The organism is Streptomyces sp. NPDC006487, from assembly GCF_042870555.1.
Taxonomy (GTDB): domain Bacteria; phylum Actinomycetota; class Actinomycetes; order Streptomycetales; family Streptomycetaceae; genus Streptomyces.
This window is the reverse complement of sequence record NZ_JBIAHN010000001.1, coordinates 537,843-558,985: the sequence shown is the minus strand read 5'-3', so window position 1 is coordinate 558,985 and position 21,143 is coordinate 537,843. Positions and strand designations below refer to the sequence as shown.

At 73.8% G+C, this 21,143-nt stretch carries 14 protein-coding genes; 8 read left to right on the top strand and 6 right to left on the bottom strand.

What is annotated here, in order from left to right:
- Positions 1 to 319 precede the first annotated feature (319 nt).
- Both ACFYM0_RS02460 and ACFYM0_RS02455 read right to left on the bottom strand, forming a co-directional pair.
- On the bottom strand, positions 320 to 3,061 hold the full coding sequence (locus ACFYM0_RS02460; protein WP_388495746.1) for an NACHT domain-containing protein: 2,742 nt from the start codon (positions 3,059 to 3,061) through the stop codon (positions 320 to 322).
- A gap of 191 nt (positions 3,062 to 3,252) precedes the next feature.
- Complete coding sequence (locus ACFYM0_RS02455; protein WP_388495744.1) at positions 3,253 to 3,876, bottom strand: hypothetical protein; 624 nt, start codon at positions 3,874 to 3,876, stop codon at positions 3,253 to 3,255.
- Between the two features lie 334 nt (positions 3,877 to 4,210).
- Here ACFYM0_RS02455 and ACFYM0_RS02450 point away from each other — a divergent pair, with 334 nt between their 5' ends.
- Complete coding sequence (locus ACFYM0_RS02450; RefSeq protein ID WP_388495743.1) at positions 4,211 to 6,133, top strand: helix-turn-helix domain-containing protein; 1,923 nt, start codon at positions 4,211 to 4,213, stop codon at positions 6,131 to 6,133.
- A 63-nt stretch (positions 6,134 to 6,196) separates the two neighbouring features.
- Positions 6,197 to 6,700, top strand: a complete 504-nt coding sequence (locus ACFYM0_RS02445) for a GNAT family N-acetyltransferase (protein WP_388495741.1) — start codon at positions 6,197 to 6,199, stop codon at positions 6,698 to 6,700.
- A gap of 36 nt (positions 6,701 to 6,736) precedes the next feature.
- On the opposite strand, the gene ACFYM0_RS02440 is transcribed toward ACFYM0_RS02445, so the two are convergent.
- Positions 6,737 to 7,450: a response regulator gene (locus tag ACFYM0_RS02440; RefSeq protein ID WP_388495740.1), complete on the bottom strand. Its 714-nt coding sequence runs from the start codon at positions 7,448 to 7,450 to the stop codon at positions 6,737 to 6,739.
- Positions 7,447 to 8,370, bottom strand: a complete 924-nt coding sequence (locus ACFYM0_RS02435) for a sensor histidine kinase (protein ID WP_388495738.1) — start codon at positions 8,368 to 8,370, stop codon at positions 7,447 to 7,449. The genes ACFYM0_RS02440 and ACFYM0_RS02435 overlap by 4 nt, the downstream gene beginning before the upstream one ends.
- 186 nt (positions 8,371 to 8,556) lie before the next feature.
- Here ACFYM0_RS02435 and ACFYM0_RS02430 point away from each other — a divergent pair, with 186 nt between their 5' ends.
- Both ACFYM0_RS02430 and ACFYM0_RS02425 read left to right on the top strand, forming a co-directional pair.
- Positions 8,557 to 9,384 carry an ABC transporter ATP-binding protein gene (locus ACFYM0_RS02430; RefSeq protein WP_388495736.1) on the top strand — a complete coding sequence of 276 codons (828 nt, stop codon included), beginning with the start codon at positions 8,557 to 8,559 and terminating at the stop codon, positions 9,382 to 9,384.
- Positions 9,381 to 11,690: an FtsX-like permease family protein gene (locus ACFYM0_RS02425; RefSeq protein WP_388495734.1), complete on the top strand. Its 2,310-nt coding sequence runs from the start codon at positions 9,381 to 9,383 to the stop codon at positions 11,688 to 11,690. Before ACFYM0_RS02430 ends, ACFYM0_RS02425 begins: the two co-directional genes overlap by 4 nt.
- A gap of 35 nt (positions 11,691 to 11,725) precedes the next feature.
- Here ACFYM0_RS02425 and ACFYM0_RS02420 read toward each other — a convergent pair whose 3' ends face one another.
- On the bottom strand, positions 11,726 to 12,514 hold the full coding sequence (locus ACFYM0_RS02420) for an ABC transporter ATP-binding protein (RefSeq protein ID WP_388495732.1): 789 nt from the start codon (positions 12,512 to 12,514) through the stop codon (positions 11,726 to 11,728).
- A gap of 184 nt (positions 12,515 to 12,698) precedes the next feature.
- On the opposite strand from ACFYM0_RS02420, the gene ACFYM0_RS02415 reads away from it, so the two are divergent.
- Genes ACFYM0_RS02415 through ACFYM0_RS02405 form a run of 3 tightly spaced genes read left to right on the top strand, consistent with a single transcriptional unit; the run spans position 12,699 to position 19,878 of the window.
- The gene (locus ACFYM0_RS02415) at positions 12,699 to 16,040 is read left to right on the top strand and encodes an FtsX-like permease family protein (RefSeq protein WP_388495730.1); all 3,342 of its coding nucleotides are present in this window, start codon (positions 12,699 to 12,701) and stop codon (positions 16,038 to 16,040) included.
- The gene (locus ACFYM0_RS02410; protein ID WP_388495728.1) at positions 16,037 to 18,853 is read left to right on the top strand and encodes a hypothetical protein; all 2,817 of its coding nucleotides are present in this window, start codon (positions 16,037 to 16,039) and stop codon (positions 18,851 to 18,853) included. The genes ACFYM0_RS02415 and ACFYM0_RS02410 overlap by 4 nt, the downstream gene beginning before the upstream one ends.
- Positions 18,850 to 19,878, top strand: coding sequence for an ABC transporter ATP-binding protein (locus ACFYM0_RS02405; protein WP_388495726.1), 1,029 nt, complete (start codon positions 18,850 to 18,852; stop codon positions 19,876 to 19,878). Before ACFYM0_RS02410 ends, ACFYM0_RS02405 begins: the two co-directional genes overlap by 4 nt.
- A 41-nt stretch (positions 19,879 to 19,919) precedes the next feature.
- On the opposite strand, the gene ACFYM0_RS02400 is transcribed toward ACFYM0_RS02405, so the two are convergent.
- Positions 19,920 to 20,669, bottom strand: coding sequence for a hypothetical protein (locus ACFYM0_RS02400; RefSeq protein WP_388495725.1), 750 nt, complete (start codon positions 20,667 to 20,669; stop codon positions 19,920 to 19,922).
- Between the two features lie 46 nt (positions 20,670 to 20,715).
- On the opposite strand from ACFYM0_RS02400, the gene ACFYM0_RS02395 reads away from it, so the two are divergent.
- Positions 20,716 to 21,114: a hypothetical protein gene (locus ACFYM0_RS02395; RefSeq protein ID WP_388495723.1), complete on the top strand. Its 399-nt coding sequence runs from the start codon at positions 20,716 to 20,718 to the stop codon at positions 21,112 to 21,114.
- Positions 21,115 to 21,143 lie beyond the last annotated feature (29 nt).

Here is a 21,143-nt window from a genome sequence, read left to right as displayed (position 1 = left end):
CCGTGCTGTCGCCCTCAGACGCATGGCCGGCGGTCAGCGAAGGCGACAGGTCTGCGCCCCAGAGCCCTGCTGACGGCCGGACCCTGCGTGGGCAGCGATTCGAGGGGTACGCGCCCTTCGGGAGCCGATCAAGGAAGGGCCCACCGATGTCACTGGCCATGTCGAAGCGGACGTGCGGGCGCAGCCCCTCGCCGGCCACAGCGCCAGCACGTCTCTGCAAAGAGCCGCCCACCGCCGCCGCGGACGACTTGGTGACGTGGTTGGACGGCCTCGCCGAGACCTGCTGCGAACGGCGGGCCGATCTCCATCAGGGCCTGTGTCATCGACGGACCCGGTACAGGTCGAGAGTGGTCAGCGCGGTCGCTGCCTTGGTCCGAATTGCCTTGCCGGCCCGGGGGTCATTGGCCAACGCGGCCAGGAACCGCATGCCCGCGGCGCGGTGGGCGTCGAGCATGGCGAGGGAGCTCGCGGCAGTGATCTTGAGGTCCACGGGGGTCGTGGGATCCTCAGCGAAGGCCCACAGGAGGTCGGCGGAGCGTTCTTCTCCCCACCGGGCCAGTCTGGAGACCGCGGCGACCCTGTCCCACAGTTCGACGCCCCCGTCCCGTGCGATGCAGAGGAGCAGGACGACCGCTTCTTCGCGGTGCCCATCCGCCTCCGCCAGCGCCTCTGCGGCAGCCATGCGGTGGTGCGCTTCCATCGCCCGGTCGGATGCGATACCGGCAAGTGGTCGAGCGGCCTCGCCCTGGTGGGTGGTGGACCGGGTCAGGAGTTGGAGTGCGCGCCGGCGGTTGTCCGGGTGACCGCTGCGACCGGTCACGACGGGCAGAATCAGTTCCGCAGCTGCTTCCGCGTCTACCTCGGCAAGCCGTTCGGCGGCCGTCAGTTGGGAGTGGCTTCCAGGTATCGACTCCCGGGCCAGCTCGGTGAGCAGACGGACTGCGCGGTCCTGGTAACCGGCCACCCCGGCCAGTGCCAGGGCTGCCCTCGCCCGGTCATCCGGAGTCCTGGCGCTGGTTCCCGCCAACGCGGTGAGCAGGCCAACTCCGTCTTCCCGGTGGGGCTGATCCATCTCGGACAGGTACTGAGCAGCGGTGACGGACCCGTACTGGGCGAGGTTGAGCAGCAGCGCGGCACCGGACTCGCGATGCCCCTCCAGCTCAGTGAGGTAATGGGCTGCCGTGCAGCGAAGGTAGTCCATGCTTTCGGGGTCCATGGCGCACTCGGTGAGCAACTGCACCCCGAGGAAGCCATGACCGGGCAACCGGGCCAGTACCCGGGCGCCGGCAAGAAGGTTGTCAGGGTCGTTGTGAGGTGCCTGCTCCTCAATGAGCTGGAGGAGCAGTGTGGCCCCGGCCGTCTCGTGGCCCTCCAGCCCGGCCAGGATCTCGGCGGCCCAACTGCGGTGGTCCCGTTGCAGCGCGCGGTCACCGGCGAGACGGGTCAGCAGCCGCGCGCCGTCATCGAGGTGGCCCTCCAGCTCAGCGAGGTCCCAGGCGGCCTCCACACGACTGCGATCGTCCCCGGCGGGGTTGTTCGCGAACGCGGTCAGCCACTGTGCGACCTTCGGACGCGGGAGGCTGCTGCCGAGCTGGAGCTGCGCCTTGAGCAGGTGGTACCCCGTGATCTCGGCGGATCCGAACAGGTCCTCCATGGCCCGCAGCGTGGCCCTTGCCAGCGGCCCCGCCGAGCCCAGCAACGCGTCGAGGAGGAAGCCCAGGTAGGACGGTTCCAGGCCCAGCGGATCCAGGGGCTCAATGCCGGACGTGCGTCGGCTCGCCCGGCGTAGTCTGTCGCGCAGCCGCTGTGCGGGAAACAGCCGGTCGAAGAGCAGCGTGCAGGTCTGAGCGTCGCGGGTGGCGTGACGCGCGGCGTGGTACTCCAGGAGTGTGCGGTGCAGGAACTCGACGTCGCCGCCCTGGCCGGCCAACAAGCCGCAGGAGCGCAGAAGCGAAGCCAGTAGAGCGTCCCACAGCGGCGGTTTGACCTTGTCCGGTCGTCGGGCGTGCGGGTGCTCGGCGAGGATCGCGGTGGCCGGAGCCCGGTTCCCGCTGATCCTTTCGTGGGCCAGGTGATCGATGAGGAGCGGCAGATGTTCCCGGGCGAGCTCGGCGGCCTTCTCCGCGGTGCGGCGGTCCTCTGGGATCTGATAGCGGCTGACCAGGGTGTGGATGGCACGGTCGTGCAGGTCGCTGACGCCCTTGTGGACGTTCTCCTCGTAGAGCAGTTCGACGAAGGACCGGAAGACTCCGGCCCGGCCGTCGGGAAGGGGGCTATCGGTATCGGCCTCGTACAGATGGCACAGCATGGCGGTCATCAGCGGGATGCGGGCCAGTTCTTCCAATCGGGTCCGGCGGACACCGTGCAGGAACGCCCGGACGTGACGGTCGGCATCGGGCAGAGCGTGCAGACGTTTGTGCACGTAAGTGCGCACGTCGGCGTCCGTGAAGGGCTCCAGCGTGAAGTGGTCGGCGGCGCGGGGCAGCCGGTCGAGTTCGCCGCGGGGCAGGGGGCGGGTTGCGACGAGGAACAGGTAGGGCGTGTCCGGCTGCCCGGCTTCGCGAACGAGGCGGTCGAGGAGGGACAGCCGGGCCGTCCGGTCGGGCACCTCGTCAAGGCCGTCGACCATCACCAGCCACCGCGCGCCGAGACGCGGAGGGCAGCGGAAGAAGTCCTCGTTCAACACCTCGCGAAGCCCGAAGGGACCGCACTCCTCGGTCACCGCGTGCGCCAGGGCGGGCGCCAGCAGGGGCGCACCGACCAGGTCGCCCGCCCTGATCAGCACCGGGAAGGCGAGTGCCGAGGGAGCGGGGCCGGTCTCCGTCGTCAGCAGGTGCCGAGAGGCGGACAGCAGGTGCTGCCGCAGTAGCGTCGACTTGCCGTGGCCCGGTCCGGCCAGCAGGACCCGGATCGGCCCGTCGCCGGCGAAGACCTGATCGGCGGCCGCGGGAGCCGGCGCGGACCGGGTCGAGGTGCGCCGCGCCACGTAGACATCGGCCAGTGCCGGCGCGTCGAGCTCCGGCGCCAGCCCCGGGTGAGGAAGTTGATCGGCTGCCGACATGACGGCTCGCAGGTACGCACCGAGCCGGTGATCGGGGCCGCCCGTTCGCGGGGCACGGTGGCCGTCCCCCGGTTCCGGCACGGAGGCGTAGTACGTGATGTTGTCGGCGTGCCCGACCGCGAATCCACCCGTGGTGGCCGAGATGATCGTATCTGCCGTGACCTGCTGGGCCTTGCCATCTCCGAGCCCGCTCAGCCCTGCTGCGGACCCGGCTGTGGAGGGGTTCCGACAGTGACGTCACGCATCTGCACCGCTGCCGCGGAACCGTGATCGGCCCGGATGTCCACGTTGCCGCGGATCATCGGGCCGTCGGCGGGCGCCTCGGATCCGTCCGCCGGGGCGTGCGTCCGCAACAGAGCCTGCAGGATCTCGGCGGCCTCATCACGCTCGGAGCCGCTCAGGTTCTCCAGCGCCTGCTCGAAGCGTGCCTGCCAGGCTCCTTGCTGGCCGCTGCGCACGCCAGCCTGCTCGTCGTCCTGTGCTGTTTGCAGGGCGGCCGCACTACGGTCGAGCCGTTCCAGCTCGACGCGCTGACGCGCCCCGTCGCCCCGGGCAAACCATTGCGCAACCGACTGCTGCAAGCCCTGCCAGGCGCTGGTTCCGGCTGCCTGGACGACCGCAGCACCTCCGGCCGCGGCCAGCGCCGCCAGCCCCTCCGCCAACATCCAACGGACCCCGTTCGTCACCGTGTTCGACAGGCGAGACGGTAGCGCAGAGCGCGGCGCGCCACCTCTCATTCCACAGGATTCATACCGGGCGGGGGCGCGGTCCGCGCCGCTGAGTGGCGTCAAGGCCGACAAGAAGTAGGTCTCCATCGGCCTGGTCCAGGGCTCCCGCACATCCTGATCTCCGCCGCTCTTCCTCGCGGCGCAGGCCGAGGCAGCGGCCTCGGGCCGGGGCGAGGAGGAGCAGGCCACGTCATCCAGGTTCCGCAAGGACTGGCGGCAGGTGCTGGTCGCCATCGGCACCCGGTTCGGCGAGAACATCTCGTGGCCTCGGCGCAGGCAGGGTCGTCCGCGGGAAGCGGGGACGCCGCAAAGCTTTCCGGTCCCGCCTGAGCCCGCCCGCACGTCGGGCCGCCCGCCGTGACCGGTACGTCCGGTCGGGCGGGCCGACCCGCTCGTCACCCCCGGCCGAAGAGCTGCCAGCATGGCCCCCGTGACCGATCCCACCGCGCCCGCGACCGCATTGCGGCAGCTCCTGGACCTGCTCGCCCAGGGCGCGCCCGTCGAGCACTTCGCGCGGCCCGGCGCGCAGGCCCGTAGCGCCGGTGCCGGCTCGGCCGAGCAGGCCCTCGTGGAGGAGGCGACCCGGGTGGCCCTCGACATCCGGCGCACGCTCGACCAGCACCGCAGGCGCGAGGCGGAGCTCACGGCCCTCTTCGACACGGCCGGCGACCTCGCGGCGCTGCGCGATCTCGACGCGGTGCTGCGGGCCATCGTGCGGCGGGCCCGGACCCTGCTCGGTACGGACTGCGCCTACCTCACGCTCAACGATCCCGTCGTGGGCGATACCTTCATGCGGGTCACCGACGGCTCCGTCTCCGCCGCCTTCCAGCAGCTGCGCCTCGGCATGGGCGAGGGACTCGGCGGGCTGGTCGCGCAGACGGCCCGGCCGTACGCCAGCGCCGACTACCGCACCGACGACCGCTTCCGGCACACCAGCACCATCGACGCCGGGGTGCGCGAGGAGGGGCTGCGGGGCATCCTCGGCGTGCCGCTGCGCGTCGCCTCGCGGGTCATCGGGGTGCTCTACGCCGCCGACCGGTCGGTGCGCGCGTTCACTCCCGACGCCGTCGCGCTGCTCTCCTCGCTGGCCGACCACGCGGCCGTCGCCATCGACGGGGCGCGGCTGCTGGAGGAGACCCGTACGGCGCTGGTCGAGCTGAACGCCGCCACCGAGACCGCCCGGGCCCACAGCGAGGCGGCACGGCTGGCCACCGAGACCCACGACCGGCTCACCGATCTGGTCCTGCGCGGCGGCGACGTCACCGATGTGGCCCGGGAGGTGGCCGCCCTGCTGCGGGGCGGGCTGGTGGTGCACGATGCCGACGGCGCCGAGCTGGCCCGGGTCGCCACCGAGCCGATCGGCGCGCCCGCCCAGGGGGTGGCGGCCTCCCGTTCCGGCGGCCGGGCCGTGCCGGTCGACGGCGTCTGGGTCTGCGCGGTCCTGGCCGGGCCCGAACTCCTCGGCAGCATCGCCCTGACGGGCCGGGCCGAGCTGTCGGACAGCGACCGGCGGCTGTTCGAACGCACCGGCCTGGTCACCGCGCTCCTCCTGCTGCTGCGCCGCTCGGTGGCCCACGCAGAGGACCGGGTACGCGGTGAACTCCTCAGCGACCTCCTGACCCCACGGGGCCCGGGGCACACCCCCGACACCGGCAGCCGGACGATCCGGGCCCGCAAGCTCGGCGTCGACCTCGCGCGCCCGCACTCCCTCCTGGTGCTGCACTGCGACGCGGCGACGCGGCCCCGGCTGTCCGCGGAGGCGGCACGCCGGGCCCGCGCCCTCGACGGCCTGGCCGGGCTGCACGAGGGCCACGTCGTACTGCTCGCCCCGGCCGAGCGGCCCGGGGACCTCGCGCGGTCGCTGGCGACGGAGCTGGGTCAGGCGGTGGGCACGCCCGTCACCGTGGGCTCCGCCGGGCCGGCCGGCAACCCCGGCGGGCTGCCGGGCGTGTACGCCGAGGCCGTGCGCTGCCTGCGGGCCCTGCACGCGCTGGGCCACACCGGCCACGGGGCCGCCCTGCCGGACCTGGGCTTCGTCGGCCTGCTGCTCGGGGACCACGGTGACGTCGGCGGGTACGTCGACCGGGTGCTCGGCCCCGTCATCGACTACGACGCCCAGCGGGGCACCGAGCTGGTCCGCACCCTCCAGGCCTACTACGTCCACGGGGCGAGCCTCTCCAAGGCCAAGGACGCGCTGCACATCCACGTGAACACCGTCGTGCAGCGCCTCGACCGGATCCGCCGGCTCCTGGGCGAGGACTGGAACACCCCCGCCCGGGCCCTGGAGCTCCAACTCGCCCTGCGCCTGCATCTCCTGGCCGGCTCCGGCCCGCCCCGGGCCTGAGCCGCAGGGCACGCCCCGCACTCCGGCCGCGGTCCACGGTGAGCCTTGGGGCAGAGTGGGGGCATGACTCCATACGAGACGATGTCGTTCCACCTGGAGACCGAGCGGCTGATACTGCGGCCCTGGGCCGAATCGGACGCCGCCGCGTTCTGCGACCTGCTCGCCGAACGCGGCAAGGGAACCCACGAGGTCGAGGACATCCGGGCGTCCATCGCGGAACTGCTCGCGGCGACGGCGCGGACGGGGATCGCCCTGCTGCCCGTCCAGCGCCGTGACGAAGGCGATTTCATCGGCTACTGCGGGCTGATCATCGGCCGCTCCACCCTGGAGGAGCCGGAGATCGCCTACGAGCTGTTCCAGAGCGCACACGGACGCGGCTACGCCACGGAGGCGGCCCGGGCGGTGGTCGATGCCGCCACCGCGACCGGGCGGAAGCGGCTCTGGTCGACCGTCGGCCCGTGGAACACGCCCTCGCTCCGTGTCCTCGAGAAGATCGGCTTCGCGCGGCATCGCGTTGCCACGGACGACCGTGGTGAACATGTCTGGCTCACCCGCGAGTTGCCGTGACACGAGGCCGGCCGGAACAGTCCGCGCGGAACGTCTCTAGCCCGCTCCGGGGGTGACCAGGCCCGTCTCGTAGGCGAGTACGACCGCCTGGGCGCGGTCGCGCAGGCTCAGCTTGGCGAAGATCCGGGCCACATGGGTCTTCACGGTGGCCTCGCTGAGGGTGAACTCCCGGGCCAGTTCGGCATTGGAGAGGCCGTGGCCCATGAGGGTCAGCACCTCCCGCTCGCGCGGCGTGAGGGCGTCCAGGTCGGAGTGGGATGCCGGGGCCCCGCCGCCGCGCGCGGCCGATGCCGAGGCGCAGCGCTCCACCAGTCGGCGGGTGATCGACGGGGCGAGCAGCGCGTCGCCGGTGTCGACGAGCCGTACGGCGTTGGCGAGGTACTCGGGGGTGACGTCCTTGAGCAGGAACCCGCTGGCTCCGGCGGCGAGTGCGGCATAGACGTACTGGTCGAGGTCGAAGGTGGTCAGCATGATCACCCGGCATTCCGGGGCTTCGGCGAGGATCTGCCGGGCGGCCTCCAGTCCGTCCAGCCGGGGCATCCGTATGTCGAGCAGGACCACATCGGGGTGCAGACGGCGCACCTCCGACACGGCCTCCACCCCGTCGGCGGCCACCCCCACCACGTCGATCCCCCGGGCGGTGAGGATCATGCGGAATCCGGTGCGGACGAGTTCCTGGTCGTCGGCGATGACCACCCGGGGCGACGCCGTCCTCGGGTCCGGCTCGGCGGCCGGGGCGTGCGTGGTCACGGCCGCTCCAGCGGGAGACGGGCGCGGACCCGGTACCCGCCACCGAGGCGGCGGCGTGCGTCGAAGTCCCCTCCGTACACGGCGACCCGCTCCCGCAGGCCGACCAGCCCGTGCCCGGCGCCGTCCGCTTTCGGGCGCGACGCGGTCGACGAGGTGGGCGCGGCGGGGGCGGTGGACGCGGCCGGGGCGGGCATCCCCGTCGGCGCGGGTATCCGCTCTCCGGACAGCACGCTCGGTCCGCTGTTGAGCACCTCGACCCTCAGTGCCTGGTCCGCGTATCTCACCGTCACCTCGGCTTTCACCCCGTCCCCGTGTTTGAGTGCGTTGGTCAGCGCCTCCTGGATGATCCGGTAGGCGGTGACATCGATCCCGGCCGGCAAAGGCCGCGGTTCGCCGGATATGCGGACCTCCACCGGCAGCCCGGCGAAGGCTATCCGGTCGATGAGCGGACTGAGCCGGCTCAGACTCGGCTGCGGCGCCAACTCCGCTGCAGGATCGCGGCCTTCGGCGGCCCTCGCCCCGTACGGTCCGTCATTTCCGTCCTGGGCGGGCGCCAGCAGGCCCAGCAGGTGCCGCAGTTCGGTCATGGTCGTACGCCCGGCCTTCTCCACGGCGGCCATCGCGGCCGCCGCCTCCACCGGCATCGTCGCCAACACCTCCCGGGCGGCTCCGGCTTGGACGATCATCAGGCTGACGTTGTGGCTGACTATGTCGTGGAGCTCCGCCGCTATCCGGGCCCGCTCGGCGTCGACCGCCGTGCGGGCCGCGGCCTCCCTCTCCCGCTCCAGCAGCCAGCCGCGCTCCTCGATCGCCGCCCGGTGCGCCGCACGGGCCCGCAGGAGCGCCACGGTCAGCCCGAACCCGGCCGACACCACACCTGCCGCGGCCACCACGGCAGCGACCACCCATCCCGTCGTCACAGCAACTCCCCCTCCCTCACCGATGATCATCGCCCCAGGATTCTTCCATCCGACCCTCGCAGGCACCCCGTGTAGTCCACATCCCCCTCCCGGTTCCGTCCCGCGTACATCCCCAGGATGACCCCGCCCGCCGTTTACATCCGGGGGGTGACGCAGCCCTCCCGCCCCGCCTTCTAGGTTCGTGGCATGACACCTCATCACGACAACGCCGGCCAGGTCGTCGTCCGACTGGACCGCGTATCGAAGGAGTACGGCGACACCCTGGCGCTCGACGCCCTGTCCCTGGAGATCCGCCGGGGCGAAGCCGTCGCAGTGATGGGCCCTTCCGGCTGCGGGAAGTCCACGCTGCTCAACATGGTGGCCGGCCTGGACCGGCCGACCGCGGGCACGATCAGCGTGCACGGCCAGGACCTCGGCAGCCTCACGGAGACCGGCCTCGCGCTCTACCGCCGCCGCGACGTCGGCATGATCTTCCAGTTCTTCAACCTCATCGACGACCTGCCCGCGCTCGACAACGTCGCGCTGGCCGCCCAGCTCACCGGTACCTCCGCGCGCCAGGCCCGCCGCCGCGCCCTGGAACTCCTCGACGAGCTCGGGGTCGCCGACCGCCGCAACAACTACCCGACGACGCTCAGCGGCGGCGAGCGCCAACGCGTGGGTGTGGCCCGCGCCCTGATGAACCGTCCGGCCCTGCTCCTGGCCGACGAACCGACCGGCGCCCTCGACAGCCGTTCCGGCGAGCAGGTGATGGACCTGCTGATCGACCTCAACCAGATAGGACAGACCCTCCTCATCGTCACCCACGACCCGCACCTGGCGACCCGCTGCGCCGGCCGCCTCGTCGAGATGGCCGACGGCCGCGTGGCCCGCGAACGCGCCCTGGACGCCGAGAAACCGGGCGGAGGGAAACCGGACGGCGAGACGCTCGACGGCCAGACGCTGGAAGGCCGGACGCTGAACGGCCAGACGCTGGACGGCGAATCCCTGGAGCGTTCCGCGGAGCGTTCCGCGTGAGCGCCGTATGGCGGGCCTCCCGCGCCGCCGTGAAGCGCCGCAGGGTGCAGACGTTCGTCATCGGCCTCGTCGTCCTCTGCTCCACCACGACCGTCCTGCTCGCGCTCGGCCTGCTCTCCGCCGCCTCGGACCCCTTCGACAAGGCGTACACCGCGCAGCGGGGCGCGCACACCGTGGCCACGTACGACCCTGCGAAGGTCTCCGAAGCCCAACTCGCGCAGACGGCGCACCGTCCCGGTGTGGAGGCCGCCGCGGGGCCGTTTCACCAGGCCGTCGTCGATGTCCCCGGGGACTGGCTCTGGATGCCGGCCGGCCCCCTCGCCGTGGTGGGCCGCGCCGATCCGGCGGGGCCGGTGGACCGCGTCGAAGTCCTGATGGGGCACTGGGCCCAGGCACCCGGTGAGATCGTCGTCAACTGGGCCATCGACGGGACTCCGTACGCCGATCTCCTCGGTGCGAAACTGGAGGTTCCCGGGCGCCCGACGCTCACCGTCGTCGGTTTCGCGACGAGCATGAGCAAATCGGCCGGCGCCTGGGTGACGCCCGAGCAGGCCGCGGCCCTCCACCCCGCGTCCACGCAGATGCTGTACCGCTTCACCGACCCGTCCACCGGCGCGCACCTGCGCGACTCGCTTGCCCGGGCCACGGACGGACTTCCCGCGGACGCGCTGACGGCCGCGCAGACCTACCTCACCCTCAAGAAGGCCTTCTCCGCCCGGGCGGACGCCTATCTGCCCTTCATCGCGCTCTTCGGCGTCCTCGGCCTGCTCGTCTCCGCCCTGATCGTCGCGAACGTGGTCAGCGGCGCCGTCGTCTCCGGCAACCGGCACATCGGCGTGCTCAAGGCCATCGGCTTCACTCCGAACCAGGTCGTCGCCGTCTATCTGACGATGGTCTCGGTCCCCGCGGTGGCCGGATGCGTCCTGGGCACCCTGCTCGGCAACGCACTGACCGCGCCCATCCTGCAGATCGCCTTCTCCGGCATCGAGACGGGGACCGCGGGCGTGAGCACCGTCTCGCCCTGGCTCAGCGTCGTGTGCCTGGCCGGAATGCCGGCCCTGGTCCTGCTGACCGCGCTCGTACCGGCCCTGCGCGCGCACCGGCTGCCGGCCGCGCAGGCGATCAGCGCGGGCGGTGCGCAGCGCACCGGGCGCGGGCTGCGCGTCCAGCGCCTGCTCGCCTCCTCGCGACTCCCGCGCTCCGTCAGCCTCGGCCTCGGTCACCCGTTCGCCCGCCCCGGACGCGCCTTCATGACCACGGCCGCCATCGTCCTCGGCGTCACCACGGTGACCCTGGCGACGGGTCTGACCAGCACGATGGTCTCGTACGCGCAAACCGGCCGCGGCCCCGGCGGAACGGTGGTCCACGTCCTGGTAGGCGGCCACGGCGACAACCATCACGAGCCGCTGCTGAGCGACGCGCAGATCGAGGAGCGGCTGCGGTCGCTGGGTGCGCAGGAGGTACGGGCCCGCGCCCTGACCCAGGTCGGGCTGGTCGGGTACACGCAGCCCGCGTTCGGGAACTTCTACCGGGGGAGCTCGTCCCCGGCCGAGGCCTTCGTCGAAGGCCGGCCGCCCAGCGGACCCGGGGAGATCGCGGCCGGCCCCGCCTTCCTCACCGAACGCGGACTGGCGGTCGGCGACCGGGTCACCCTGGAGGCCAACGGGAGGCGGGCGGCTGCGACCGTCGTCGGCCGGCTGATCGACAGCGATGCCCGCGCCCTCGAATCCACGTGGGAGACGCTCGGCCGACTCGCCCCGGACAGCAGTCCGGTCGAGTACACCGTCCGGCTCGCCCCGGGGGCGGACGCCCGCGCGTACGCGGACGCCGTCGACTCGTCCGACCCCGGACTGCACGCCGAGGTGGTGAACTCCGCGAAGGTCAACGCCGCCACCACCACGGTCATCGGCTTCTCCTCGGTGTTCTCGGTCATGCTGACCCTCGTCGCCTCGCTCGGGGTCTTCAACACCGTCCTGCTGAACACCCGCGACCGCCGCCGCGACCTGGGCATGCTCAAGTCGATCGGCATGACCCCGCGTCAAGTGGTGGCGATGACGGTGACCTCGGTGACCGGACTCGGCCTGGTCGGCGGGCTGCTCGGGATCCCCCTCGGGATCGTCGCGCACCGGCTCGTCGTGGACAACGTGGGCATCGTCGCCTTCCCCGAGTCGATGAAGGACGTCTGGCACGCGCCGCAGCTCGCCGGAATGCTGTGCGCGGGGATCGCGATCGCCGTCCTGGGCGCACTGATCCCGGCTCGCTCGGCGGCCCGGACGACCATCGCCGCGGCCCTCCACACCGAGTAGGGACCACCCACCCACCCTGCGGGGCCCATGGACTCCTACGGGGCCTCAGCCGGCTCCCCGGCGGCCGGTACGTCCTCGGAGGAAGCCTCGACGATGCGCCCGTCGCGCAGTTCCACCACCCGGTCCGCCAGTTCCATGAGCGCCGGGTCGTGCGTGGCGACCAGCGCCGTGACCCCCTCGCTGCGCACCACCGCGCGCAGCAGCCGCATGATCTGCCGGCCGGTGTCGGAGTCGAGCTGGCCCGTCGGCTCGTCCGCGATGATCAGATCGGGTTCGTTCGCGAGGGCCCGCGCGACGGCGACCCGTTGCTGCTGGCCGCCGGAGAGTTCGCCGGGGCGCTGCTCGGTGTGTTCGGAGAGGCCGACGAGGGCGAGCAGGGTGCGGGCCCGTTCCTCGCGCTGCTTCGCCGGTATCTTGCGCAGCCGCATCGGGACCCCGACGTTCTCGGCGGCGGTCAGGGCGGGGATCAGGCCGAAGGACTGGAACACGAAGCCGATCCGGTCGCGGCGCAGCGCGAGGCGGCCGTCCTCGTCGAGGCCGGCCAGATCGGTGCCGTCCAGGGCGACGCTGCCGCCGGTCGGGGTGTCGAGGCCGCCGACCAGGTTGAGCAGGGTGGTCTTGCCGGAACCGGACCTCCCCTTGAGCGCGGTGAGTTCGCCGCGGCGGACCTCGAAGGACACTCCGCGCAGGGCGTGCACCGCCTGGTCACCCGTCCCGAAGCTGCGCCGCACCTCGTGCACCACCACCATCGGCGCCGCCCCGGCGTCCTGCCCCGGTGCGTGTCCCGGTTCCTGTCGCCGTTCCTGGCCCTGGTCCTGCGTCATGCTGCGGCTCCCCCTCCAAGCGGATGAGCGGATGAAGGCCGAGAACGGCCTTCTTGCGGTCCCGCCCGGACGATTTGTTCATCCGTTGCACCACTCACGCAAGTCCCTTCCGCTATCTGTTCGAATCTGGCAGCATCGTCCGGTATCCGGGGTCACCAGTCCGGTGCGGGGGAGGAACAGGCACATGCTCGGCTTCGTCGTGCGCCGGCTGCGCGGGCGATTGCCGCTCGCAGCCGCCGTACTGCTGACCGTTTTGATCACCACGACCGTGCTCACCGCGCTCTTCGCCTTCACCCGCGGAGTCGGCGACGCCGGACTGCGCCAGGCCCTCCAGGGGCCCGGTCTCGTGCGCGGCACCGTTCTGGTCACCGGTTCCCACCCGGCGGCCGACCGCGCCAAGGACGACGAGGCGGTACGGGGCTTCGCGCGCGAGCTGTTCGGCCCCCTCCCGGCCGGGACCGAGAGCGTGGCGCGCAGCCGTGCGTACGGGCTGCCCGGCCCGCACACCCCCGGCAAGGACGCCGATCTGACGCTGCTGGCGGCCTTCGCCAAGGACCGGGTACGGCTCCTCGCGGGGACCTGGCCGCAGCCCGTCGCCGGACCGGTCTCCGATCGGGGGGGCCCGGTTCCCGTGGCCGTGCCGAAGGCGGCGCTGGACCGGCTCGGGCTGGCCGAGGGAGCGCTGCCCGCGCGGGTGCGGCTCGATGACCGGTACGGCGGCTCGCCGCTGACCGTGGTGGTGACCGGCGTCTACCGGGCGGCCGACCCGGACTCCCCGTACTGGCGGCTCGATCCGCTTGGTGCGCGCGGTCTCCAGGTCGCCGGATTCGCCACCTACGGGCCGCTGCTGGTGGATGATTCCGCCTTCACCGCGGGCGGGCTGGTCCAGGACGGCCGCGCCGTGCTCCTCACCGCGGACTTCTCCACCGTGGACGCGGCGACCGCCGAGGCCGTCCGCGGTCGGTCCGCCAAGGCCTTGAAGGACCTCCAGGGCGCTGCCGGGCTCGCCCCGTCGACCGAGCTTCCCGCACTGCTCGGGGAGTTGCGGTCGGGTCTGACCGTCGCCCGCTCCACCCTGCTGGTCGGCGCGCTGCAGCTGGCCGTGCTCGCCGGGGCGGCGCTGCTGCTCGTCTCGCACCTGCTGACGGAGCGCCAGCAGGGCGAGCGCGCCCTGCTCGCCGCGCGCGGCGCCTCCCGCGGCCGGCTCGGTGTCCTGACCGCGGCCCAGTCGCTGCTGCTGGCGCTGCCGGCCGCCCTCCTCGCGCCCCTGCTGACCCCGCCGCTGCTGCGCCTGCTCGGCGGCTACGGCTCGTTGGCGCACGTGCCGTTCACGGTCACCCGGAGCTGGCTGCTCTGGCCCGTCGCCGCGGGCTGCGCCCTCGGGTGCGTCGTGCTGACCACCCTCCCGGTCGTCCTGCGGGGCTCCGCCGCGGCCGCCCTGCACCGGACCGGCCGCCGCCAGGCACTCGTCGCCGGCGCCGCCCGCTCCGGCGCGGACCTGGCGCTGGTGGCCCTGGCCGTACTCGCCTACCAGCAGCTCTCCCGGTACGGCGCCGGCGGCTCCGGCCCGGACGCGCGCTCCGACGGGCTGTTCGGCGTGGACCCGGTACTGGTGGCCGCCCCGACGCTGGCGCTGTGCGCGGGCACCTTGCTGGTGCTGCGGCTGCTGCCGTTCGCCGCGCGGCTCGGCGCGCGGATCGCCGCCCGGGGCCGGGGTCTGGGACCGGCGCTCGTCGGCTGGCAGCTGGCCCGCCGGCCGGGACGGGCCACGGGGCCGGTGCTGCTGCTCGTACTGGCCGTCTCCAGCGGGGTCCTGGCGCTGGGCCAGCACACCGCGTGGTCCGCGTCCCAGCGCGACCAGGCCGATTTCACCACCGCCGGGGGCCTGCTGATATCCGAGAGCGACCTGCCCTCGCTGGGCCGGGGCGGCCGGTACGCGGCGCTGCCCGGCGGGGAGCGCATCATGCCGGTGCTCCGTGCCCGGCAGGACCTGCCCGGCGGGCGCACCGGCCAGCTGCTGGCACTGGACACGGCGGCCGCCGCCGACCGGCTCGCCCTGCGGTCCGACCTGCGCGACGGGCGCCCCCTGCGCGAGCTGTTCGCCCCGCTGGCCCCCTCCCCCGGCGCCACCGCCTCCGACTCCGGGATCCCCCTCCCCGGCCATCCGGAGCGTATCGACCTCTCGGTCTCCGTACGCCCCACCGGCGCGGGCGGCCGCCCCGGCCTCGGGCTGCTGCTGCGCGACCGGTTCGGCATCACCTACCGGGCCGCGATGGTGCAGCTCCCGGACAGCGGTGACGCCACCGTGTCCGTGCACGTCGGCACGATGCTCGGCGCACCCATCGGGTCGGCCGCCACGCCGCTCAGCCTGGCCGGGCTCGTGTTCTCGTACGACCGCGAAGGCCCGCTCCCCGGTGTCGATCTGAACACCGATCCGAGTGCCGAGCCCGGCTCCGACGAACCGGGCACCACGGTCAAGATCTTCGACGAGCTGACCGTACGCGGCCTCTCGGTCGCGCAGACGAGGGACGGCGCGGCAGCACCCGTCGCCGTGCCCGCACCCGGCTGGAAGCTGTCGGCCCCGCCGCTCAACGACGGCTCCCCGGCCGCCGAACTGCTCCCGGACTCCGAGTCCGCGCCGGGCCGACCGGCCCTGGTCAAGCTGCGCTACCGGGACGGTTCCGGTGAACGCGGAGGCGTCCAGGCCGGTCTGACGACGGGGCCCGCTCCGGCCGCCGAGGTTCCCGGGATCGCCACCCGTGCGTACCTGTCCGCGATCGGCGGGACCGTGGGCGATCTGGTGCCGGTCAAGCTGGACGGCGTCACCCTCCCGGTCCGGGTCACCGCTGCGGTCGGCTCGCTGCCCGTGGCCGGCGACACCGCGATCGCCGTCGACCTGAACACCGCCGCCCGGCTGCTCGCGGCGGGCGGCCGGGAGCTGCCGACGCCCGGCGAATGGTGGCTGCCGGCCGCCTCCGCCGACGACCCGGCCCCGGCCCGCGCCGCCGCGGAACTGCGCTCCGGCGCCGGCTCGCAGAAGGTGCGGCTGCGCGAGGAGGTGGCCGCGACCCTGCTCGACGATCCGCTCAGCGCGGGCCCGCAGGGGGCGCTGGCCGCACTCGCGGTGGCCTGCGCGGTGCTGGCGGCCATCGGTTTCGCCGCCTCCGCCGCGGCCGCCGCCCGGGAGCGGGCCCGGGAGTTCTCGGTGCTGACGGCGCTGGGCGCCCGGCGCCGGGACCTGGCCCGGTCGGCCACCGCCGAGAGCTGCGTGCTGGTGGGGCTCGGTACCGCGGTCGGGCTGGGGCTGGGCGTGGTCATCGTCCACCTCGTCGTACCGCTGACCGTGCTCACCCCGGCCGCCGGCCGCCCGGTGCCCGAGGTGCTCGTGGACCTGCCCGCGGTGCGGACCCTGCTGCTCGCCGCCGCCATCGCCGCCGTGCCGCTGCTGTCCGCGGTCTTCGGCGGCCGGCGCAATCAGAACCGCTCGAAGCCGGCCGACCGGCTGCGGCACGTGGAGGACATATGACCGGGCCGGCCGCGACCAACGCCGACCGGCGCGCTCAGGGCGGGACCGAGGCGGCGCCGACCGGACCGGGAACGGCGGGCGGCCGCGACCCGCGCGCCGTGCCCCCGCCGGCACCCTGGGTACGGACCCGGCTGCGCGCGACCCCGCTGAGCGCCTTGCTCGGTGCGGCCCTGGCCTTCGTAGCCGTCCTGCTCTCCGCGGCCCTGCCGCGCGCCATGGACCGGGGTACCGACCAGGCGCTGCGCTCGTTCCTGGAGTCGCGCGGACCGGCCCAGACCAGCCTGTACGTCACGGCGCGCCCCCGCTACGGGGAGCAGAGCACGCAGAACCTGGACGAGGTACTGGCGACCCTGGTCTCCCGTACCGCCCCGGGTTTCACCGTCGCCGCCGCCGGCCCCGTCCACGGGTCCTCGGCAGTTGCCCGGCCGCTGGCCAACCCCGGTCTGACCGCCCCCGACGGGGTCCCGCCGCGGCTGGGCCTGCACCACCTGCGCACGGCCTCCGAGCACGTCCGCCTGGTGGAAGGACGCTGGCCCGGCGCGCCCGCCCCCGCGCCCGGCAGCCCCCTGCCCGTCGCGCTGTCGCAGAGCGCGGCGAAGACCATCGGCGTCCGGGTCGGCATGGTGCTGGAGGCCGCCACCGGCCGGGACCTGCCCACCGTGAAGGCGGAGGTCGTCGGTCTCTACGTCGCGAACGACGACGCCGAGGACTACTGGACCGACTTCACCTGCCTCACCCGTGCGTGCCTCACCCTGGCCCCGACCCATCCGCCGGAGGCGTACTGGCGCACCGACGCCCTCGTCGGCCCGGAGGCACTCGGCCGGCTCCCCGAATGGGGCGAGGCGCAGACCGAGGACTTCTGGCGGATCCCGGTGGAGACCGGGACGCTGCGGGCCGACCAGCTCCCGGCCACCGCCAAGGCCGTCGCCTCGTACGTCAGCGGCCCGACCGCCTCGCGCCTCACCCAGGAGACCCACCGGAGCGATCTGCGGGTCACTTCCGACCTCCCCGAGCAGTTCACCCTCGCCGAGGCCAGGCGGCAGGCGGCCGCGCCGCTCGCCGCGATGGGACCGGCCGGGGTCGCCGGAGTGGCGTTCGTGGTGTTCTGTCTGGCGGCCGGGCTCACCGCGGACCGGCGGGAGTCCGAACTGCGGCTCCTGCTGGCCCGCGGCGGTTCCCGCGCCGGCATCGTGCGCCGGCTGCTCGCGGAGAACGCCGTCACCGTGCTGCCGGCCGCCGCTCTCGCGACGGTGCTCGCCCTGGTCCTGCTGCCGACCCCCCGCTCGGCGGGCACCCTGATGGCCGCTTCGGCCGTCACGCTCCTGGCGCTGCTGGCCGTCCCCGTACGGGCCTTCGTGCTGCTGTCTCCGAAGCGCCCGCCGGGTCCCCGGCGGCGGCTGGTGGCCGAGCTGCTCGCCCTGGCGGCCACCGCGGCCGCCGTGTTCGAGGTCCGGTCCCGCGGGGTCGCCCCGGCCGGCGCCGGGGTGGACCCGCTGCTGGTCGCCGCCCCGCTGCTGCTCGCACTCTGCGGCGGCCTGCTGCTGGCCCGGCTCCAGCCCGCCCTGGTCGGGGCGCTGGCCCGGGCCGCCGGGCGGGGCCCGGGGCTGATCGGCTTCCTCGGGCTGGCGCGCGCCGCGCGGGGCACCGGGGGCCGGGCCCGTCCGTCCGTACTGCCCCTGATCGCGATGCTGCTGGCCGTCACCACCGGGGGCTTCGGCGCCACGGTGCTGACGGGGGTGGCCGACGCCCGGTTCGAGGCGGCGCGCGCGGCCGTCGGCGGTGACGCGCAGCTCTCGGCGCCCGGCGGCACGCTTCCGGACTCCCTGACGAAGGCGGCGGCCGCGCTGCCCGGCGTACGGTCCTCCGTCAAGGTGTGGACCGATGACAACGTGTTCCTCTACGGCACCAAAACGGGCAGCACCCAGATCTCCGTGGTCGTCGCGGACCCGGTGGAGTACGCGAAACTGTCGGAGGCGGCCGGGGGCGACCGGTTCGATCCGGCACTCCTGGCGGCCGGAGCCGCGGGCACCTCGGGCGCGAAGGTGCCCGCGCTGATCAGCCGGGATCTCGCCGACGACGACACCTCCGGCTTCCAGCTGCGGCTCGAAAACGGCGGGGAGCTGAAGCTCGCGGTCGTCGGGGTGGTCACGGGCACCCCCGCCCGGCCCGGCGCCAAGTACACCACCGTGGTGCTGCCGGCCGCTCAGGTGCTGGCCGCCGTCCCGCAGATGGGGCTGCCCAACACCTGGCTCGCGCTCGGCCAGGTCGACCAGCACCGGCTGGAGCAGGCGGTCCGCACCGCGGAGCCTGGGGCCCCCGCGGACCGCTATCGCGTCCGTACCAGCTCCGCCACGGTCGCCGAACTGGGCTCCGACCCGCTCCAGCGTTCCGCCGAGCGGCTGTTCTGGGCCTCGCTGGCCGGAGCCGCGGGCTTCGCGCTGCTTGCGGTCCTGCTGACCCTGGTCCGGGCCGCCCCCGACCGCGCGGCGCTGCTCGCGCGGCTGCGCACCATGGGGCTGCGGCCCCGGCAGGGGATCTGGCTGATCCTGGTGGAGTCGGTGCCGCTGGCCCTGGCCGCCGCGCTCGGCGGCGCACTGCTGGCAGCCGGCGCCGTCGCGCTGCTGGGCCCGGCCGTGGACCTGACCACGCTGGTCGGTACCCGGGTGCCGACCGGTCTGCAGGTCCTGGTCATGCCCGTACTGATCCAGGCGCTGGGCCTGGCCGTCCTCGTCGCGGGGGCCGTGCTCGCGGAGGCGGCGATCTCCGGCAGACGACAGATCACGACCGAGTTGAGAGCGGGAGACCAGCGGTGAACAGCGATCAGCCCACCTACGAGGAGCTGCGGCGGCAGGCCCTGGCCGCATCCGAGCCCCGCCGGCACGGCGCGGACACGGCCATCGCCTGCGACCGCCTGGTGCGGATCTTCAGTACGGACGGGGTCGAAGTACAGGCCCTGCAGGGACTGGAACTGACCGTGGCGCAGGGCGATCTGATGGCCCTGGTCGGCGCGTCCGGCAGCGGGAAGTCCACGCTCCTGAACATCCTCGCGGGACTGGACGTGCCCACGGCCGGCACCGCCAGCGTCGGCGGCTACGACCTGCTGGAGATGTCGGCGCGGGACCGGCTGCGCTACCGGCGCGAGGCGGTCGGATTCGTCTGGCAGCAGACGGCCCGCAACCTGCTGCCCTTCCTGACGACGGCGCAGAACATCGCCCTGCCGATGCAGTTGAAGGGCAGTCGGCGCGCCGCCGCCAAGCGCCACTCGGTCCGGACCGGCGAGCTCCTCGAAGCGCTGGAGATCGGCGATCTGGCCAACCGCCGCCCCGCCGAGCTCTCCGGCGGCCAGCAGCAGCGCGTGGCCATCGCGGTGGCGATGGCCAACGATCCGGCGGTGCTGCTCGCCGACGAGCCGACCGGCGAGCTGGACTCCGAGACGGGCGGGGCGATCTTCGAGGCCTTCCGCACCGTCAACCGCGAACTGGGCGCGACCGTGGTCATCGTGACCCACGACCCGCTCGTCGCGGGCGAGGTCCGGCGCACGGTGGCGATGCGCGACGGCCGCACCAGCAGCGAGGTGCTGCGCCGTACGGTCACCGACGAACACGGCGCCGAGTCGGTGAGCGAGCGCGAGTACGTGATGCTCGACCGCACGGGGCGCGTACAGCTCCCGCAGAAGTTCCTGGAAGCCCTGGGCATGGAACACCGGGTGGCGGTGGACCTGGCCGCGGACCACATCGAACTGCGCCCGGACGACGCGACCGGCACGACGGCGGACGGCACGACGGCGGACGGCACGACGGCGGACGGCAACGGCCTACAGGAGTCTGCCGCGGGCTGAGGCACCTCGGGATCCGGGTACTGCCTCCCCCGGAGCCCTGTTCAGCCCGTGCGTCGTTTCCGCGCCGCCTCGTCCGCGTCCTCGCGGACGTAGCGGAACATCCGGATCAGGGGCTCTCCGGGGAAGACCTCGCGGACGGGTTCGCAGTCCTCGAGCCGGAAGGGCGCGGGGTCGACCGGAGTCAGCCTGATGATCAGGGGCTGGATCCGGGCCTGGTGGTAGGCCTCCAGTTTGTGATGGCCGTCCAGGAGGTAGGCGGCGATGGAGTCCTCCGCGGGGCTCAGGGCCACCAGCGCGGGCCGGTCACCTGCCCGGATCCGCCGCACGTACGCGCGTACGGCGTCCCTGTCGGGCGGGGGCCAGTGGTCGGTGGTGAGCAGGGCGAGCTCCTCGTCCGCGTACCAGCTCTCGACGTGCTCGGCGCGCGGGTGGACCACGCGCAGCGGCTGCGGGGCCGCGGCGGCGGTCATCGTGTACCGGCCGGGGGCGAGGAGGCAGAGCAGGGGCCGCAGCCGTTCGGGGTCCGGCGGCAGGAAGCTCCCGGTGAGCGGGTCGACGGCGAGCTCCGGGGCGGCCAGCCATGCGGTGAGCGCCTTGGTCTCGGCGGTGGTGGGAGCGTCCGGGCCGGTGGCGCGCGAGGCCAGCCAGCCGATGCTGCCGCGGAAGTCGCTGCCCTCCAGGAGGACGGGCCGGCCCCCCAGGAGGAGCAGGCTGGCGCCGTCGTCCCCGGTGACCTCTATCAGACCGAGGCCGTCGGGGACCTCGCAGACGACGACGGGATCGGTGGTCATGGGCCGAGTCTGCCAGAGTGCGGGCCGGGAGAGAGAAGGGTTTGTGATGGCGGTCGAACCGTGGGTGACCGGGCTGGTCAACTGCATTCTGTACGACGCGATGTTCCACAGCGACGGGTCCGCGCTCGACGACGATCTGGTCCGGCGCCACGCGATCGCCCTGCGGGCGCGCCCCCTGAGTGACGAGCCGCTGCACCGGCAGACAGCGGGCCTTCGCGCGGCCGTCGCCTCCGACGCGGTGCTCGCCTCCGCGTTCGAGCCGTATCCGGGACGGCGCCCCTACGGCGAGGCCGAGTTCCGGGCGTTCCTGACCCGCCTCGCGGACGCCGTCGAGGAGGGCATCGGCCGGGACGCGCCCGATCGGTCCGGTGCGCCCGGTCTCCCGGACGAGCAGCAAGCCCCGCGCTCGCGGGGGCTGCGCGCGCTCCTGCGCCGCCTGCGGTGAACCGGGCCGGGCCGGTCACCGGGGCCGGC